Source organism: Mesorhizobium sp. CC13 (assembly GCF_039907765.1).
In the GTDB taxonomy this organism is placed as follows: domain Bacteria; phylum Pseudomonadota; class Alphaproteobacteria; order Rhizobiales; family Rhizobiaceae; genus Aminobacter.
On record NZ_JARDJI010000003.1, the window covers coordinates 291,157 to 305,577 of the forward strand.

11 protein-coding genes are annotated in these 14,421 nt (G+C 67.8%); 7 read left to right on the forward strand and 4 right to left on the reverse strand.

Annotated features, from left to right (window positions below; translation table 11 throughout):
* Positions 1-34: 34 nt before the first annotated feature.
* The 7 genes from PV773_RS07285 to PV773_RS07315 all read left to right on the forward strand — a co-directional run bounded on the left by PV773_RS07285 (position 35) and on the right by PV773_RS07315 (position 6,590).
* Positions 35-475 (forward strand): DUF2852 domain-containing protein, encoded by a 441-nt coding sequence (locus PV773_RS07285; protein WP_347965700.1) that lies wholly within the window; start codon positions 35-37, stop codon positions 473-475.
* Between the two features lie 93 nt (positions 476-568).
* Positions 569-1,327 (forward strand): M48 family metallopeptidase, encoded by a 759-nt coding sequence (locus tag PV773_RS07290; RefSeq protein WP_347965701.1) that lies wholly within the window; start codon positions 569-571, stop codon positions 1,325-1,327.
* Between the two features lie 181 nt (positions 1,328-1,508).
* On the forward strand, positions 1,509-2,168 hold the full coding sequence (locus tag PV773_RS07295) for a phosphoribosylanthranilate isomerase (protein WP_347965702.1): 660 nt from the start codon (positions 1,509-1,511) through the stop codon (positions 2,166-2,168).
* Between the two features lie 29 nt (positions 2,169-2,197).
* The gene (trpB, locus tag PV773_RS07300; protein WP_347965703.1) at positions 2,198-3,418 is read left to right on the forward strand and encodes a tryptophan synthase subunit beta; all 1,221 of its coding nucleotides are present in this window, start codon (positions 2,198-2,200) and stop codon (positions 3,416-3,418) included.
* 2 nt (positions 3,419-3,420) lie between these two features.
* Positions 3,421-4,263, forward strand: a complete 843-nt coding sequence (gene trpA, locus PV773_RS07305; RefSeq protein ID WP_347965704.1) for a tryptophan synthase subunit alpha — start codon at positions 3,421-3,423, stop codon at positions 4,261-4,263.
* Between the two features lie 36 nt (positions 4,264-4,299).
* Positions 4,300-5,223, forward strand: coding sequence for an acetyl-CoA carboxylase, carboxyltransferase subunit beta (gene accD, locus PV773_RS07310; RefSeq protein ID WP_347965705.1), 924 nt, complete (start codon positions 4,300-4,302; stop codon positions 5,221-5,223).
* Positions 5,224-5,258: 35 nt separating this feature from the next.
* Positions 5,259-6,590: a folylpolyglutamate synthase/dihydrofolate synthase family protein gene (locus PV773_RS07315; RefSeq protein WP_347965706.1), complete on the forward strand. Its 1,332-nt coding sequence runs from the start codon at positions 5,259-5,261 to the stop codon at positions 6,588-6,590.
* Between the two features lie 67 nt (positions 6,591-6,657).
* Here the strand turns inward: PV773_RS07315 and trxA are convergent, their stop codons facing one another.
* The 4 genes from trxA to PV773_RS07335 form a co-directional block, all read right to left on the reverse strand.
* The gene (trxA, locus tag PV773_RS07320; protein ID WP_340038529.1) at positions 6,658-6,978 is read right to left on the reverse strand and encodes a thioredoxin; all 321 of its coding nucleotides are present in this window, start codon (positions 6,976-6,978) and stop codon (positions 6,658-6,660) included.
* Between the two features lie 75 nt (positions 6,979-7,053).
* On the reverse strand, positions 7,054-10,584 hold the full coding sequence (addA, locus tag PV773_RS07325; RefSeq protein ID WP_347965707.1) for a double-strand break repair helicase AddA: 3,531 nt from the start codon (positions 10,582-10,584) through the stop codon (positions 7,054-7,056).
* Positions 10,581-13,706 carry a double-strand break repair protein AddB gene (addB, locus tag PV773_RS07330; protein WP_347965708.1) on the reverse strand — a complete coding sequence of 1,042 codons (3,126 nt, stop codon included), beginning with the start codon at positions 13,704-13,706 and terminating at the stop codon, positions 10,581-10,583. Before addB ends, addA begins: the two co-directional genes overlap by 4 nt.
* On the reverse strand, positions 13,703-14,407 hold the full coding sequence (locus PV773_RS07335; RefSeq protein ID WP_347965818.1) for a nucleotidyltransferase family protein: 705 nt from the start codon (positions 14,405-14,407) through the stop codon (positions 13,703-13,705). The genes addB and PV773_RS07335 overlap by 4 nt, the downstream gene beginning before the upstream one ends.
* Between the last annotated feature and the right edge of the window lie 14 nt (positions 14,408-14,421).

Consider the following 14,421-nt stretch of genomic DNA (forward strand, 5'->3'; position numbering starts at 1 on the left):
CCCGGCTGCCTCGAACAAAGGAACGGCAATCTAGATGACCACGACTGCACTGATCCGTCCGGCTTGGACGCCGGCAACCATCGCGTTGATGGTGATCGGCTTCATGGTGTTCTGGCCGCTCGGCCTCGCCATGCTTGCCTACATCATCTGGGGCGACCGGCTTGACGGCTTCAAGCGTGACGTGAACCGCGCGACGGACGGCGTCTTCGCCGGCTGCCGCCGGGCTTCCTACCGGGCCACCGCCCGGACCGGCAACGTCGCCTTCGACGACTGGCGCGAGAAGGAACTCGAGCGCCTCAACGAGGAGCGCCGCAAGCTGGACGAGATGCGCGACGAATTCGACGCCTATGCCCGCGAACTGCGCCGGGCCAAGGACCAGGACGAGTTCGACCGCTTCATGGCGAACCGCAACAAGCCGACCGCGCCCACGGTCACGCCCAAGAAGGGCGGCAAGTCCGGCCTGCTCGACGACTGAGGCAACGCCTCGACGATGAACGCCAACGGCGCCGTGAACGCGGCGCCGTTTTCTATTGCGCCCAATTCCCTCGAATCATCTAGTCTCGCGCCCATGTCCTTTGGCTTCTTCCGCAAGCTGGCAAAGCCCGCACCCGCCCCTGTACAGGAGCGGGACCACGTGGTTGCCGGCCGGACGCTGCCGCTGCGCATCGTCGAGAACGACCGGGCGCGGCGGCTGACGCTGCGCATCGACGCGGGCGGCCGAGGCCTGCGCATTACCGTGCCGCCCGGCCTGCGCCAGGGCGAGGTCGAGCGCTTCCTCACCCGCCACCAGGGCTGGCTGGAACAACGCCTCGCCAAGGTTCCCGACCGGCCGCAAGTGCGTCCCGGCATCAAGATACCCATTCGCGGTGTCCCGCATCTCATCGTTCACGAAGGGGGTACGCGCGGCACCGTGCGCCTGAGCGAAGACGAAACCGGGCCGACGCTGGTCGTCCATGGCGATCGCGCGCATCTGGCCCGCCGCGTTGCCGATTTCCTCAAGCGCGAAGCCAAGCGCGACATAGAAATGATGGTGGCAAGGCACTGCGAGGCCGCCGGTCGGCGCGCCAAGGCGATCCGCTTCCGCGACACCTCCAGCCGCTGGGGCTCGTGCACCTCCGACGGCACATTGTCGTTCTCGTGGCGGATCATGATGGCGCCGGCGCCGGTCATCAATTATCTCGTCGCCCACGAGGTCGCGCATCTCAGGGAGATGAACCACGGCCCGAAATTCTGGAAGCTGTGCGAGGAGCTTTGCCCAGACACCGAGCGCTGCAAGGCATGGCTCAAGCGCAACGGCGGGGCGTTGCAGGCGATCGTGTTCGAGTAGCGAATAGGGAATGGCGAATAGTGAGTAGTGGGGTCGCGCCTGGACAATGCGCCCCGGCCAGGCCGACCAGCCGCGGCAGACCATTTGCCATTCGCTACTCGCCATTCCCTATTCGCTACTTGCTACTCCCTGTTCGCAAGCTTTCCTCGACTCCGCCACCGTTTCGTGCCAATCCCGACCCATGGCACTCGACATCAAGATCTGTGGCCTGAGCACCGCCGACACGCTTGAAGCCGCGCTTGGCAACGGCGCGAGCCATGTCGGCTTCATCTTCTTCGCCAAGAGCCCGCGCAACGTCTCGCCCACGCTTGCCGCACAGCTGCGCCAGGCGGCGAAGGGCCGGGCGCAGGCAGTGGCCGTGACGGTCGACGCCGACGATGCCTCCCTCGACGCGATCGTGGCCGCGGTTGAGCCCGACATGCTGCAGCTGCATGGCAAGGAGACGCCGGCGCGCGTGGCCGAGGTGAAGGCGCGCTACGGCCTGCCCGTGATGAAGGCCTTTTCCATTCGCGAGGCCAAGGATTTCGACGCGATCATGCCCTATGGCGGCATCGCCGACCGCCTGCTTTTCGACGCCAAGCCGCCCGCCGGCTCCGAATTGCCCGGCGGCAATGGCGTCTCCTTCGACTGGCGGCTGCTTGCGGGCCTTGACGCCTCCGTCGATTACATGCTTTCCGGTGGCTTGAACGCCGCCAATATCGGCGACGCCCTCAGGTGTGCTGCCCCGCCCGGCATCGATATTTCCTCGGGCGTGGAAAGCGCACCGGGCGTCAAGGATGCGGCGCTGATCGACAATTTCTTCAGGGCCGTCCGGGCCGCGCGCGAAGACAGCGCCGCCTGAGTGTGCCTCCAGCCGCAAGGAGATCGGCCTTGAACCAGCCGGCAGAGCCCAATTCCTTCCGCACCGGACCCGACGAGCAGGGCATGTTCGGCATATTCGGCGGCCGCTTCGTCGCCGAGACGCTGATGCCGCTGATCCTCGATCTGCAGCGCCACTGGGACGAGGCCAAGAACGACCCGGCCTTCAAGGCGGAGCTCAACGAGCTGTCGACCTTCTATGCCGGCCGGCCGTCCAAGCTCTATTGCGCCGAGGGCCTGACCCGTCATCTCGGCGGCGCCAAGATCTACTTCAAGCGCGAGGACCTGAACCACACGGGCTCGCACAAGATCAACAACTGCCTGGGCCAGATCCTTTTGGCCAAGCGCATGGGCAAGACCCGCATCATCGCCGAGACCGGTGCCGGCCAGCACGGCGTGGCGTCCGCGACCGTCGCCGCACGCTTCGGCTTCCCCTGCTTCGTCTACATGGGCGCCACCGACGTCGAGCGGCAGAAGCCCAATGTCTTCCGCATGAAGCTGCTCGGCGCCGAAGTGCGTCCGGTCAGCGCCGGCCACGGCACGCTGAAGGATGCCATGAACGAGGCGCTGCGCGACTGGGTCACCAACGTGCACGACACCTACTACCTGATCGGCACCGCCGCCGGCCCGCACCCCTATCCGGAACTGGTGCGGGACTTCCAGTCGGTGATCGGCTCGGAGGCGCGCCAGCAGGTGCTGGAGCAGGAAGGCCGCCTGCCCGACATGATCGTGGCAGCCGTCGGCGGCGGCTCCAACGCCATCGGCCTGTTCCATCCCTTCCTCGATGACCGCAGCGTCAAGATCGTCGGCATCGAAGCCGGCGGCCGCGGCCTCGACGGCATCGAGCACTGCGCCTCGATGAATGCCGGCAAGCCCGGCGTGCTGCACGGCAACCGCACGTATCTCTTGCAGAACGAGGACGGCCAGATCCTCGACGGCCATTCGATCTCTGCCGGCCTCGACTATCCCGGCGTCGGCCCTGAGCATTCGTGGCTGCGCGACACCGGCCGCGTCGACTACCAGCCGATCCTCGACGACGAGGCGCTCGACGCGTTCCAGCTGACCACGAAGGTTGAAGGCATCATCCCGGCGCTCGAATCCGCCCACGCGATCGCCTATGCGGTGAAGACCGCGCCGACGATGGGCAAGGACAAGATCATGATCGTCAACCTGTCCGGCCGCGGCGACAAGGACGTGCATACGGTTGCCAAGATGCTGGGCATGGAGATCTGAACATGACGACCACCCGCATCGACCGCCGCATGGCGAAGCTGAAGGCCGAGGGACGCCCGGCGCTCGTGACCTATTTCATGGGCGGCGATCCCGACTACGAGACGTCGCTGTCGATCATGAAAGCGCTGCCCAAGGCCGGCAGCGACATCATCGAGCTCGGCATGCCCTTCTCCGACCCGATGGCCGACGGCCCGGCGATCCAGGCCGCCGGCCTGCGCGCGCTGAAGGCCGGCCAGACGCTTGCGAAGACGCTGCAGATGGCGCGCGAATTCCGCAAGGACGACAACGACACGCCGATCGTGATGATGGGCTACTACAACCCCATCTACATCTACGGCGTCGGCCGCTTCCTCGAAGACGCCGTCGCTTCGGGCATCGACGGGCTGATCGTCGTCGACCTGCCGCCGGAGATGGATGCCGAGCTGTGCATCCCGGCGCTCAAGGCCGGCATCAACTTCATCCGCCTGGCGACGCCGACGACCGACGACAAGCGCCTGCCCAAGGTGCTCGAGAACACGTCCGGCTTCGTCTACTACGTGTCGATGACCGGCATCACCGGCTCGGCGCTGGCCGACACGGCCAAGGTGAGCGAGGCGGTGAAGCGCATCAAGGCGCATACCGACCTGCCGGTCTGCGTCGGCTTCGGCGTCAAGACCGCCGAACAGGCGCGCACTATCGGCGGCTCGGCCGACGGCGTGGTCGTCGGCACGGCGATCGTCAATGCGGTGGCCAATGTCATCGGCCCGAAGGGCGAGAAGACCGCCGACCCGGCCGAGGCGGTGGCGACGCTGGTCAACGGCTTGTCCCAAGGCATTCGTGCCGCGCGCCTTGCCGCCGCCCAATAAATATCCCATGTCCTAGGTTCGAAGAGGACCAAAACCATGAACTGGATCACGAACTTCGTTCGTCCGAAGATCAACTCGATGCTCGGCCGTCGCGAGATGCCGGAAAACCTCTGGATCAAGGATCCCGAGAGCGGCGAGATGGTGTTCCACAAGGACCTCGAGGAAAACCAGTACGTCATCCCGTCGTCGGGCCACCACATGAAGATCTCGGCGAAGGAGCGGCTGCGCTTCTTCTTCGACGAGGGCCGCTATGAGGTCATCGACAACCCGAAGGTCATGGTCGACCCGCTGAAGTTCCGCGACGAGAAGCGTTATGTCGACCGACTGAAGGACGCCAAGGCCAAGACCGGCCTGGAAGACGCGATCCTGTCGGCCACCGGCAAGGTCGAGGGCCTGCCGGTCGTCGTCACCGTGCAGGACTTCGCCTTCATGGGCGGTTCGCTCGGCATGGCCGCCGGCGACGCCATCATCCGCGCCTTCGAGGTTGCGCTGGAAAAGAAGCGGCCGCTGATCCTGTTTGCCGCCTCGGGCGGCGCTCGCATGCAGGAGGGCATCTTGTCCCTCATGCAGCTGCCGCGCACGACGGTGGCGCTCGACCGGCTCAAGGAGGCCGGCCTGCCCTACATCGTGGTGCTGACCAACCCGACCACAGGCGGCGTCACCGCCTCCTATGCGATGCTGGGCGACGTGCACATCGCCGAGCCCGGCGCGCTGATCGGGTTTGCCGGCCCCCGCGTCATCGAGCAGACCATCCGCGAGAAGCTGCCCGACGGCTTCCAACGCTCCGAGTACCTTATGGAGCACGGCATGGTCGACATGGTGGTGTCGCGACTGGAGATGAAGTCGACCATCGCCAACCTGCTCAAGATCTTGGTCAAGGCGCCGGTGGAAGCCAAGCCGGCTGAGGCCGAGATCCTGCCGCCTATCGCGCCGGCGCCGGAGCGCCGCCCGCAGGCCTGATCCGTCCATAGCAGCGTAGTGCCCGGGGAAATGCCATGACCACGCTCGAAGCCGACGTCGAAATCGAGCGCCTTCTGGCGCTTCACCCGAAGGGCTTCGACCTTTCGCTCGACCGCATCACCCGGCTGCTCGACAGGCTCGGCAATCCGCAGGATCACATCCCGCCTGTGATCCATATTGCCGGCACCAACGGCAAGGGCTCTTGTGCAGCGTTCTCGCGCGCTTTGCTTGAGGCGCAGGGTCGGCTCGTCCACGTCCATACCTCGCCGCATCTGGTGAACTGGCACGAGCGCTACCGCCTGGCCGCACCCGGCGGCGGCAAGCTGGTGGCCGATGACGTGCTGGCGGATGCGGTGCGCCGCGTCGGCGAGGCCAATCGGGGCGAAAAGATCACCGTCTTCGAGATCCTGACCGCCGTCACCTTCGTGCTGTTCTCCGAGCATCCGGCCGACGCTTGCATCATCGAGGTAGGGCTTGGCGGACGTTTCGACGCCACCAACGTGATCGGGAAGCCGGCCTGCTCGGTGATCATGCCAGTCTCGATGGACCACGAAGCCTATCTCGGCGACAAGGTCGAGCTGATCGCCGCCGAGAAGGCCGGCATCGTCAAGCGCGGCTGCCCGGTGGTCATCGGCGCCCAGGAAACCGAGGCGGCGCAGCAGGTGCTGATCGACACGGCCGAACGGCTGAATTGCCCGCTCGAGGTCTATGGCCAGGATTTCGTTGCCTTCGAGGAAAACGGCCGCATGGTCTACCAGGACCAGACCGGACTCATGGATCTCACCCCGCCGCGCCTGCCGGGCCGCCACCAGTACGCCAATGCGGCGGCAGCGATCGCGGCGGTGAAATCCGCCGGCTTCCCCGTGGATGAGCGCATCGCCGACAAGGCGATGGCCTCCGTCACCTGGCCCGGCCGCATGCAGCGCCTGCCGCAAGGCGCGCTGACCGATCTCGCGCCCAAGGGCGCGGAGGTGTGGATCGACGGCGGCCACAATCCGGGCGCCGGCACCGTGATCGCCGAGGCGCTGACCGAACAGGAGGAGAAGATGCAGCGGCCGCTGTTCCTGATCTCCGGCATGATCAACACCAAGGACCAGACCGGCTATTTCAAGCCGTTCCACGGCATGGCACGGCATGTCTACACCGTGCCGGTGCGGATGAGCGAAAGCGGCGTGCCCAACGAGGAACTGGCCGTGCGCGCGACCGAGGCCGGGCTTTCGGCCGAACCGGTGAGTTCGGTCGCCAATGCGCTGATGCTGTTGCGCGACACCTGGGACGAGAACGAGCCTGCGCCGCGCATCCTGATCGGCGGCTCGCTCTACCTGGTGGGAGAGGTGCTGGCCGAGAACGGCACGCCGCCGACCTGATCCTCACGAATTTCCCAACAAAAAAGCCCGGCAGTGCCGGGCTTTTTCGTATTCGAAAGCAGTTCGCTCAGACGTTGCCGGCGATCCAGTGAGACAGGGCGGTCTTGGGGGCCGCGCCAACCTTGATGTCGGCCACTTCGCCGCCCTTGAAGATCATCAGCGTCGGGATCGAGCGCACGCCGAACTGGGCGGCGATTTCGGGGTTCTCGTCGATGTTGACCTTGGTGATCTTCACCTTGCCGGCCAGCTCGTCGGAAATTTCCTCGAGCGACGGACCGATCATCTTGCAGGGGCCGCACCATTCCGCCCAGAAATCGACCACGACGGGCTCCTTGGCTTCGAGCACGCCGGACTTGAAGTTGCTGTTGTCGATCTTGACGGTGGCCATGATGCCGATCCTCTTGCGGTTAGCTGTCGCGCCATATGTGGTAGTGCGCGGACCCGTGGTCAAGCACCCCTTGTGTCACGCTTGGGTGAGTCGAACAAGGGCGGCGTCCATCGCCGCAGCGGGCAAGGGGATGAGACGAGGCGCCTCCGTGAAGAGCAGCGCGGCCGAGACGGTTCTGCCGGGATAGAGCGGCTGGAGCAGCGCCCGGTAGAGCGCAAGCTGCACGACGTAGGCCTCCGGCACTTGGTCGATCGATACCGGCGGCACGTTGTTGGTCTTGTAGTCGACGATCAAAACCTCGTCATCGGTGATCGCCAGCCGGTCGATCTTGCCGGACACCGAGCGCGGCTTGCCGCGCACGTCCAGACTGCCCATGACCGAGACCTCGGCGCGGGAGGAGGGCGAGAAGAGGGGAGCGAAACGTTCGTCGTCGAGGATCGACAGCACCGAGGCGAGAGCCGCAGCACGCTGCGCGCCGTCCCAATCCCGGCCGGCGCGGGCGAGGTAGCGCTCGGCGGTCGCACGGCGCTGGTCGGGATCGAGGCGCGGCAGCATCTGCAGCAGGCGGTGCAGCGCCGAACCGCGGGCAATGGCAAAAGCGGGCTCGGCTTCCGCGTCGAGAACCGGCGAGCGGCCGGAGATGACGACCTCCTGCGTCCCCTCGATCAGGGCCGAGGCGCCCGACGGCGACAGCGGTCGCGGCAGGTCCTCGAAGGGCGGAGGGCGGTCGAACAGGGTTTCGGGCAACCGGGCGGGCGCGAAAACTTCCGCGGCCTCGGGTTCGGGCGCAACCTCGGCTGCACCCGACAGGGGCGTGACGCGGAAGCGGTGGACCTGGAGATCGGCGACCACGGGATGGCTGCGCAACTCGCTCTCGGGCGCGGCCGACAGCGCACGCGTGACGATCGAGTGCCAGGTGTTGCCGCCGGGCGCGCGCTTGCCATGGTAGCCGCAGACGATGAGGCGATCCTCGGCGCGGGTCATGCCGACATAGAGCAGGCGGCGGTATTCGTCGTCGGCCAGTTCGCGGGCGGTGAGCGCCGCTCCCCTGGAGAAGGCATTGGCGACGTCGGCGCCGGCGCGCCAGAGGTAACCCTTGCCGTGCCAATGTCTTCCACGCGGCAGGAAAGGCATCAGCCGGGGCAGATGCTGGTCGCTGAACGGCGCCGAGCCGCTGTCGACCAGGAACACGACCGTCGCCTCCAGACCCTTGGCGGCGTGCGCAGTCATGATTCGGACCTCGTCGCGGGTCTGGTCCATCTCGCGCTTGATCTCTGGGCCGGCGTTTTCCAGCGTCGACAGGAAAGCTTCGAGACCGGGCAGGCCCGTGCGCTCCTCCGCCAGGCAGAAATTCAGGAACTCGTCGAGAATGTCGCCGGCCTCCTGGCCGAGGCGGGAGATCATCTTCTTGCGCACGCCGTCGCGCCCGCGCCCGCCAGAGAGAACGCCGGAATAGAACTCGAAGACCGGCCGGAACGCAGCCTCCGTGCCCCACGCGTCGAGCTGTTCGGCGACCACCGTCAGAGCGGCATCCGTCTCGGCGGCGTCGCGCAGCGAGGCGATGAGCGAGCGGCTGCGCGACCGGCCGGAGGCGAGCGCAAACAGCGCCTCCTCGGACAAACCGAAGACCGGGCTGCGCAGCACGGCGGCCAGCGACAGGTCGTCCTCGGGCTGGATGAGGAACCGGCCGAGCGCGATCAGATCCTTGACCGCGATGTGGCCGGGCAGGCTCAGCCTGTCGGCGCCGGCAACGGGGATGTCGCGGCGCTTGAGGGCGCGGGACAGCGCATGGACGAAGCGGTCGCGCTTGCGCACCAGCACCATGACGTCGCCGGCGCGCAGGCGCTTGCCGGTGCCTTCGATGATCTCGCCGTCGTCGAGCCATTTGCGGATCGTCGCAGCCACCTGCTCGGCCACGACGACGGCAGGGGCATGGGCATGGTCGATGGGCTTGCGCCAGTCGTCGGGCTCGTCGACCACATCAGTGCCGACCGACGGCCAGACCTCGACATAGCCCGGCGCGCCGGCACGGATGGCCTTGTGGCTCGGCGGCTCGGGCGCGCGGGTGACGCCACGGCGGACCGTCGGGTCCTCGAACACGCGGTCGACGGCCGACAGAACGTCGTCGGTCGAGCGGAACGACCAGGTCAGCGTGACGTCCTCGAAGCGGCTTTCCGCAGCGCGGATGCGCGCGGCGAATTCCTGCTTGGAATCGTCGAAGGATTCAGGCGCGGCCCCCTGGAACGAATAGATCGACTGCTTCTCGTCGCCGACGGCAAAGACGGTACGGTGGACATGGTCGCGGGCGCCGGATCCGGCGAAGAATTCCTCCGCCAGCCGCTTCACCACCTCCCACTGGTCGGGGCTGGTGTCCTGGGCCTCGTCGAGCAGGATGTGGTCGATGCCCTTGTCGAGCTTGTACTGCACCCACGGCCCTGCATCTGGGCGGGCGAGCAGGCTGACCGTGCGCGTGATCAGGTCGTTGAAATCGAGAAACCCACGGCCGGTCTTCAGCCGCTCGTAGCGGGCGATCAGCCAGTCGGCGATGGTGAGTGCTGAGCGCGTCGCTTCCAGCATGCGGAAGTGGGCGAGGCGGTCGGAGGCACGCATGATCGCCTCCGCGGTCGCCTGGTAGCGCTCGGGCAGCTCGGGCACGCGGTCGAGCAGCGCTTTCTTGAAGGTGCTCGGCGTGTAGGGATCGCCGTCGGCCTTGAGGAAGGCGTCGGCGAGCAGCCCGAGACGCTTGATCGGGTCGGTCTCGGCATAGGCGAGCCTCGCAAAGGGCAGGATGTTGTTGAGCACGCTGCGTGCATCTGTGGCGTCGGCCGCCACGGCAAAGGCATTGAAGAACTCGGGCTCGAAACCTGGGAGCGGCCAGATGGAGGCGGCGATGCCTTCGGCGCTGTCGTCCTGGGAAAAGCCGAACTCCTCGTAGAGCGCGCCGAACGGCCAGGCGAAGTCCATGACCTGGCCGATGAAAGCACGCAGGCCGTCGCGCTTGGCGACGATCTCGGAGAGCAGGGCGTCGAGCCCTGCCTCGCCGCCACGCTCCAACACCATGGCGAAGGCTTCGGCCAGCTCGGGATTGGCGGCGCCGCCGGTCACCATCTCGCGCCGCGCGGTGGCGAACAGCGTCGCCTCCATCTGCGGGTCGAGCATCTCGAAATGGGCGGCGATGTTGGCCTCGAGCGGGAACTGGTGCAGCACCGACTCGCAGAAGGCGTGGATGGTCTGGATCTTGAGGCCGCCGGGCGTTTCCAGCGCCTCGGCGAAGAGACGGCGGGCACGGCGCAGCATCGCCCGGTCGGGTTGCGCACCGTCGAGGGCAGCGATGCGCTTGGCCAGCTCCACATCGGGCAGCATGGTCCATTCCGACAGGTTGGCGAACACGCGGTTCGACATGTTGGCGGCGGCGGCGCGGGTGTAGGTGAGGCAGAGGATCTTCGACGGGTCGGTGCCGCGCAGCAGAAGCCGCATCACGCGCTGCGACAGCACGTGGGTCTTGCCCGAGCCGGCATTGGCCGACACCCAGACGGAGTTGCCGGGATCGGAGGCGCGCGCCTGGCGATCTGCGGTTTCCTGGGGGACGAAGAACTTCTTCTTCATTCCTCGCCCTCCGAACCGCCATCGCCGCCGGCAGACCATTCGAGAACGCGGGCGAGATGGTCGTAGTCGCCGTCGGTCTCGCCTTCGCGGAAGGGCAGGGCGCGTGAAAGATAGCCGGTCGTCGGGTCGTCGTAGTGGACGAGCAATTGCTCCAGCCGCATCCAGGCTTCTTCCGACAGCTCCGCCGCCGACTTGGGCTTGCGGTTGTGCTCGAGGATCGATTCCTCGAACACCTCGCCATTGGGCTTGAGGCGGACGAAGGCGAGCTGCGACGGCTCGCGCTGGCCGAGTTCACGGAACGCGCCGCGGCGGAGCAGCGCGCCTTCGAGGGCCAGCTGTGGCGCGATCAGCGTGTGGGCCTGCGCCTTGGACGGCGACGAACCCGTCTTGTAGTCGATGATGTCGGCCATGCCGCCGGCGAGCAGATCGATGCGGTCGGCGCGGCCCGACAGCGTGATGCCGGTGCGGCCAACTTCGGTGGCAGCAGCACTTTCCTCGGCATGGCGGCTGGCGACGGCTGCGGCGCGGCTGCGCTCCCATTCGAGGATGCCGTCGGCCATGCGCTCGAAGCGCGGCCACCAGACGGCCTCGACATCGGCGGGCAGGGCGGCTTCGGCGAAGCAGCGCCTGCCGGCGGCGATCAGCACGTCACGCGCCTGCGGCGTCCTGGGGTCGCCCACCGTTGCCGAGAACAGGTGCAGGATGTCGTGAAACAGCGTGCCGCGCTCGGCGGCACCGGGGTCGCGCACCAGCGGGTCGACCGGCATCAGCCCGAGAATGCGGCGGGCATAGACAGCGTAGGGGTCGCGGCGCAGCGTCTCGATCTCCGTGACCGAGAAGCGGCGCGGACGCACGTCCACAGCCGGCTTGGGTTCCGGCCGCGCGGCGAATTCGGTCTTGATGCCGGCGTCGAGCTGGCGGGCCCAGCCGAGCAGCCTGTGGCCGCGCTTGCGCAGCACGGCGGCGTGGTCGGGGCCGACATAGGTGAGCAGGCGCTGCAGCCAGCGCGAGGGCACGGCGGGCGCGTCGCCGGAACGGGCCGAGCGCGACAAGACGACGTTCTTGGCGCCCATCGCCATCTGGAAATCGTGGGCGGCGAGGCCGATGCGGCGCTCGGGCGGTTCGAGGTCGATGCCCGATTTCATGACGCGCGACATGAAGCGGTCGGCCTCGGCCTTGCGCGGCCAGCTGCCTTCGTTGAGTGCGCCGATGATCAGCGTGTCGACGGTCAGCAGGCGCGCTTCGAGTGCGCCCCAAATGGAGATGGCGCGGTCGGCGCCCTGCGACGGCTTCACCGCCTCGGGAGCGACCAGCGCATCGAGCACGTCGGGCCATTCGGCAGCAGCGAAACCGAACCTCGCCTGGGCCGAGACCAACCCACGCAGCGACTCGGCGAGCTTTGCGCCGGCGTCGCCGTCATAAAGCGTCGCCAGCCCGCCTGTTTCGTCGCGCCCGAGGTTTTCGAGCGCCTCGACGGTGGCGCGGACGATTGCGGCGAGATCGACCTCCTCGTCGCCGCGAAATGCGGTAAGCGGTGCGACAGCCGTCACCAGCCGGGTCACGACGCTGCGCGCCTCGTCGATGCGGCGGACCGTGACGCGATCAAACCAGAACGGCTTGCGCGAGGCGTCGCCGAGGCCGGTGAGACGAATATCGAAATCCTCGGCCAGCCTGGCGATATCGGGACGGCCGACGCCACCGCGCAGCACGACGAGCTCGATGGTTTCGGCCGCACGCCTGACGATCGAGCGCTCCAGTCCGAGGCGCAGCAGCGGATGCTTGAGCAGCGACAGCACCGCGACGGGATCGCCCGGGCGGATCGCCGCCTCGACCATGGTGCGCAGCAGCGCCGCGGGCGGGGTGTTGGCCAGCGGCACGCCGCCGGAATCGTCGGCCTGAATGCCGAAGCGGCGGAGCTCGGAGGCGACGCGGCGGGCGAGGTTGCGATCTGACGTGACGAGAGCGGCGCGATGGCCATCCTGGGCGACCGCCTCGCGCAAAGCGATCGCAATCGCCGCCGCCTCGTCGCGCTCGTGGGCGGCTTCGAGCAGCGTCACCCCGGCCAGCGCCTCCGATATCTCGGCGTCGCTGACACTGCTGCGCTTTTCGGCCCAGGCATCGGTCGTCTCGGCCGGGCGCAGCGCCTCGCCGACGATGGCCGCACGGCGCATCAATGCCGGTGACGCCGTGCCCAGCTCCTCGACGTCGCCGCGCAGGATGCCGAGCTTGCCGATCAGCTTGGCGAGGCCGTATTGCGGATGGCCGAGGACCGAGGCGCGCAGGTCCGGCGCGGTGATGGCATCGAAGGCGGCTTGGTCGAGCGAGGCATCGAGCCCGGGCAGCACGACGGCGCCGCGCGGCAGGCGGGCGATGGCCGCAAGCAGCTCGGCGGTGGCCGGAATGGAGCCGGTGGAGCCGGCGGCGATGACAGGGCCCGTGGGCGGGTTGCGCCTGAGGCGCTCGGCCTCGAGCCGGATGAGGGCGCTGCGGTGCGCTGCCGGATTGGACTGGTCGCGTTCGGCCAAAAGATCGGGCCAGACTGAGGTGACGATGGACAGGAAGTCGAGCGTGACCTGCCACCAGCTGGACAGTTCGCCCGAGACGAGGCCGCCGAGCTTCGCCCAGTCGGAGCCCTCGGTCTCGATCTCGTCCATCAACCCGGCCAGGTCGCGCGCCAGCCAGATGGCGTCCGCGGCGGAGGCCGGAACGACGACCTCTTCCTCGAACAGGGCGGCGACGTGGGCCGGCAGGCGGCGCTTCCAGGCGCGCACCAGCGGCGCCAGCATCAGCAGCCGGTCGGTGGACGAGATCGGCGGCGCGAGGTCGAGGGCACCAGCGCCTTCGCTACCGAAGGCGGCTTCGTCCTCGTCGAACTCGCCGAGCGGCTTGATGACCGGCAGGATGGCCGAGCGGCCGCCGGCGGCATCGACGAAAACGCTGCGCAGGGCGCGCGCGGCGCGGCGCGTCGGCACGTAGATGGTGACGTCGGCCAGCGCCAGCGGATCACCCTCGAAGCGGAAGTCGGGAATCAGGCTGCCGTCGAGCAGCGATGCCGCCAGCGTCGGCAGGAAGGGAGCGCCGGGCGGGATAGAGAAGACGCGTGGCGACGCGCGGCCGCTCATCGCGCCCCTGCCAGGGCCCTTTTCACCGCAGCCTCGGCCGGCGCGATGGCGTCAGGCGTGCCGACGGTGATCCAGCTGCCCCGCATCTGCAGGCCATGCAGGCGTCCGGACGCGATCGCTTCGTCGAAATAGCGGTTGAGCGACGCCGGCTTGGCGGCGGCATCGGCGAAGATACGCGGATGAACGATGGCGGCGCCGGCATAGATCAGGCCATCGGGCGCGCCCCTGGCGCGGCTCAGCCGGCCGTCCGGAGCGAGAAGGAAGTCGGTGCTGCCGGAATGGCCGGTCGCCTGGTCGAGTTCCGCGAGCATGATCAGAATATCCATGCGCGCGTCGTCCCAGGCAAGGGCGAGGCGGGTGAGATTGGGTTCGCCTGCGTCGATCCAGAAGGTGTCGGCATTGACGATGTAGAACGGCTCGGTGCCGAGCTCGGGCAGGGCCTTGACGATGCCGCCGGCGGAATCGAGCAGGCCGTCGCGCTCATCGGAAATGACTATGCGCGGCGCGGCGCGCGAGGCAACATGCTCGACGATCTGGTCGGGCAGGTAATGGACGTTGACGACGGCCTTTTCGACACCTGCTTCGGCCAGGCTGTCGAGCCCCCAGTCGAGCAGGGTCTTGCCGGAGATGCACACCAGCGGCTTGGGGATCGTGTCGGTGATCGGCCGCATGCGCTTGCCGAGGCCGGCCGCAAGCACCATGGCGACCGACGGGT

Coding starts and splice junctions, on each gene's coding strand:
- PV773_RS07285 (WP_347965700.1), top strand. CDS start 35: ATGACCACGACTGCACTGATCCGTCCGGCTTGGACGCCGGCAACCATC.
- PV773_RS07290 (WP_347965701.1), top strand. CDS start 569: ATGTCCTTTGGCTTCTTCCGCAAGCTGGCAAAGCCCGCACCCGCCCCT.
- PV773_RS07295 (WP_347965702.1), top strand. CDS start 1,509: ATGGCACTCGACATCAAGATCTGTGGCCTGAGCACCGCCGACACGCTT.
- trpA (WP_347965704.1), top strand. CDS start 3,421: ATGACGACCACCCGCATCGACCGCCGCATGGCGAAGCTGAAGGCCGAG.
- accD (WP_347965705.1), top strand. CDS start 4,300: ATGAACTGGATCACGAACTTCGTTCGTCCGAAGATCAACTCGATGCTC.
- PV773_RS07315 (WP_347965706.1), top strand. CDS start 5,259: ATGACCACGCTCGAAGCCGACGTCGAAATCGAGCGCCTTCTGGCGCTT.
- trxA (WP_340038529.1), bottom strand. CDS start 6,978: ATGGCCACCGTCAAGATCGACAACAGCAACTTCAAGTCCGGCGTGCTC.
- addA (WP_347965707.1), bottom strand. CDS start 10,584: ATGAAGAAGAAGTTCTTCGTCCCCCAGGAAACCGCAGATCGCCAGGCG.
- addB (WP_347965708.1), bottom strand. CDS start 13,706: ATGAGCGGCCGCGCGTCGCCACGCGTCTTCTCTATCCCGCCCGGCGCT.
- PV773_RS07335 (WP_347965818.1), bottom strand. CDS start 14,407: ATGGTGCTTGCGGCCGGCCTCGGCAAGCGCATGCGGCCGATCACCGAC.